Raw genomic sequence first — 2,753 nt, forward strand, 5'->3', positions numbered from 1 at the left:
TCGCCACCGAGGTGATGTTCTTTGCCGCCTTCTTCGCCGCGCTGTTCTACGTCCGGGTAATTTCGGTGCCGACGCTGGGCGGCATGGAAGGCGCCCACGGCTTCAGCCTGTGGCCGGAGTTCACCGGCGCCTGGCCGACGAGCGGACCCAAAGGCGCTGCCTTCACGCCGATGGGCGCCTGGGGCATTCCGGCGCTCAACACTGCCCTGCTCCTGAGTTCCGGCGCCACCGTCACCTGGGCGCACTGGGGGCTATTGCGCAACAACCGTAGCCAACTGGCGCTCGGTCTGGCGGCGACGGTGCTCCTCGGCAGCGCCTTCCTCGGCTTCCAGGCCTACGAATATCACCACGCCTATACCGAACTCGGTCTGACCATGGGGGCCGGCGCCTACGGGGCAACCTTCTTCATGCTGACCGGTTTCCATGGCTTCCATGTCACGCTCGGCACCATCATGCTTCTGGTCATCCTGCTGCGCAGCCTGAGCGGCCACTTCAGCGCCGACCGCCACTTCGCCTTCGAGGCGGTGGCCTGGTACTGGCACTTCGTCGACGTGGTCTGGCTGATCCTCTTCGTCTTCGTTTACTGGGTGTAGCCGGGAATGAGACCGAACCGGAAACCGGCCAGCAGCACCAGGAAGAGCGCGATGGACAGCCCGATGCGCAGGGTCAGCGCCCGCACCGTCCGCTCACCGGTCCCCCGGTCGCGGTAGAGATAGAACAGCCCGGAGAACAGGCTGCCGACAATGGCCAACAACAGCAAAACGACCAGCAGCTTGAGCATGGACGACGCCTCCGCAGGGATTTCCGTAGCCCAGTATGCACGCCGGCCGGCTGGCGCAGCAAGGGCTAGCCGCAAGCAGGCAGCCATCCTCGGCGGCCTGCTGCTCGCCTTCCTGTTGCCGGCCTTCATCTCGCTCGGCCTCTGGCAATGGCGCAAGGCCGAGGCCAAAACCGCCCTGCAGATCGAACTCGACACCCGCAGCCACGATGCCGCCATCGCCATGCCGACCACGCTGGCCGATGTTGATTCCCTGCGCCATCACCGGGTCATCCTGCGCGGCACTTACGATGTGGCCCACCAGGTGCTGATCGACAACCGCCTGCATCAGGAACAAGCCGGCTATCACGTCATCACGCCCTTGCAGTTGGCCGGATCGACCATGCATGTGCTGGTCAATCGCGGCTGGCTGGCCGCCCCGGCCGATCATCAGTTGCAGCCAGTGGCCGAGGTGCCGGCCGGCGAAATCGAACTGAGCGGCATTGCCGTACTGCCCACTCAGCGCTTCTTCAACCTGGCGCCGCAGCCGACCAGCGGCTGGGCGCCGGTCTGGCAGAACCTCGACCTCGAACGCTTCCGCTCGGCCGTGCCCTACCCGCTGCAAGGCCTGATCATCCAGCTCGACCCGACGGCGCCCGGCGGCTATGTGCGTGACTGGCCGCGCCCCGACGAACGGGCTGACCGTCACCGCAGCTACGCCCTGCAATGGTTCGGTTTCGCCGTGTCCAGCCTCGGCATCTGGGCCTACTTTCTGCTCCGCCGACCATGAATAACCTCGCCATCCAGCCGCTCCCCAACCAGCGCCAGGGCCGGCTCATGCTGGCCCTGATCGTCGGCCTGCTCGCCTTGCCCTTCGCCATCGGGGCCGGGCTTTTCTTCGGCGGCTGGCATCCATCGCGGATTGAGCATCACGGCCACCTGCTCAGCCCGCCTCGGCAGCTACCTGAGCAAATGCTACGGTCAACCGGAAAAAATGCCGAAAAATGGAAACTCGTGCTCCATGTCCGCGGCCCGTGCGCCGCCGACTGCACGAGCCGTCTCGACGAAATGCGCCGCATCCACGTCGCCCTCTACAAAAACATGGGCCGCCTAAGCCGCGCCGTGCTGACTGACCAGCCGGACGATCCAGCCCTGCTCGCCCTGCACGCCAGCCAACCTGACCTGATGGTGCTGACCGCCCCGCCCGGCGTACTGGCGGAAATCGCCGACCCCGTGCTGCTGGTCGATCCACAGGGGCTCGTGATCATGACCTACCCACCCGACGCCAGCCCGCAAGGCCTGCGCGCCGACCTCGACCGCCTGCTCAAATACGCCTGGACCGGCTAGGAGAATTTCCATGTACACCGCGACCGCCCCCACTCTGAGTCTCGGCCAACGCCTGGCCGCCTTCAGCCACCTGTGCAAGCCACGGGTCAACAGCCTGATCGTGTTCACCGCGATGATCGGCATGTGCCTGGCGACGCCGGATTTCCCGCCGCTGTTGCGCTTCACGGTCGCCTCGCTCGGCATTGCCCTGGTCTCCTTCGCCGCCGCCGCGCTGAACTGCCTGGTCGAGCGCACCGTCGATGCCAAGATGGCGCGCACCAGCTGGCGCGCCACAGCCCGCGGCGACATCTCGCCGCTCGAAACGATCACGCTGGCCACCGCTCTCGGCGCCGCCGGTCTCTGGCTGCTGCACCACTTCATCAACGACCTGACCATGTGGCTGACACTGGCCACCTTCGTTGGCTACACCGTCATCTACACGCTGATCCTCAAGCCGGCGACGCCGATGAACATCGTCATCGGCGGCGCCTCCGGCGCCATGCCGCCGCTGCTCGGGTGGACGGCGATGACCGGCCATGTTTCGGCCGAACCGCTGGTCCTCTTCCTGATCATCTTCCTGTGGACCCCGCCGCACTTCTGGGCGCTGGCCTGCTACCGGCGCGACGACTACGCCCGCTCCGGCCTGCCCATGCTGCCGGTCACCCACGGC

The 2,753-nt window shown here is 66.4% G+C and carries 5 protein-coding genes; 4 read left to right on the plus strand and 1 reads right to left on the minus strand.

Going from position 1 to position 2,753, the window contains the following annotated elements; translation table 11 throughout:
* Positions 1 to 593: cytochrome c oxidase subunit 3 (locus ADADOO_RS10845; protein ID WP_511277468.1), on the plus strand; the 593-nt coding region annotated here is incomplete at its 5' end.
* On the opposite strand, the gene ADADOO_RS10850 is transcribed toward ADADOO_RS10845, so the two are convergent.
* On the minus strand, positions 581 to 781 hold the full coding sequence (locus ADADOO_RS10850; RefSeq protein ID WP_511277470.1) for a twin transmembrane helix small protein: 201 nt from the start codon (positions 779 to 781) through the stop codon (positions 581 to 583). The genes ADADOO_RS10845 and ADADOO_RS10850 overlap by 13 nt on opposite strands.
* Between ADADOO_RS10850 and ADADOO_RS10855 the strand changes: the two genes are divergently transcribed.
* The 3 genes from ADADOO_RS10855 to cyoE all read left to right on the plus strand — a co-directional run.
* Entirely contained in the window at positions 780 to 1,547 is a 768-nt protein-coding gene (locus tag ADADOO_RS10855) for an SURF1 family protein (protein WP_511277472.1), read from the plus strand. The two genes, ADADOO_RS10850 and ADADOO_RS10855, sit on opposite strands and share 2 nt — an antisense overlap.
* Positions 1,544 to 2,104, plus strand: coding sequence for a redox-active disulfide-containing membrane protein (locus ADADOO_RS10860; protein WP_511277474.1), 561 nt, complete (start codon positions 1,544 to 1,546; stop codon positions 2,102 to 2,104). Before ADADOO_RS10855 ends, ADADOO_RS10860 begins: the two co-directional genes overlap by 4 nt.
* Before the next feature lie 10 nt (positions 2,105 to 2,114).
* A partial coding sequence (gene cyoE, locus ADADOO_RS10865; RefSeq protein WP_511277476.1) for a heme o synthase occupies positions 2,115 to 2,753 on the plus strand: 639 nt, incomplete at its 3' end.

This window comes from Azonexus sp. (assembly GCF_036170495.1).
In the GTDB taxonomy this organism is placed as follows: Bacteria; Pseudomonadota; Gammaproteobacteria; order Burkholderiales; family Rhodocyclaceae; genus Azonexus.

Excerpts from the sequence above, each read along its gene's own strand:
- ADADOO_RS10860 (WP_511277474.1), top strand. The coding sequence starts at position 1,544 with ATGAATAACCTCGCCATCCAGCCGCTCCCCAACCAGCGCCAGGGCCGG.
- ADADOO_RS10855 (WP_511277472.1), top strand. The coding sequence starts at position 780 with ATGGACGACGCCTCCGCAGGGATTTCCGTAGCCCAGTATGCACGCCGG.
- ADADOO_RS10850 (WP_511277470.1), bottom strand. The coding sequence starts at position 781 with ATGCTCAAGCTGCTGGTCGTTTTGCTGTTGTTGGCCATTGTCGGCAGC.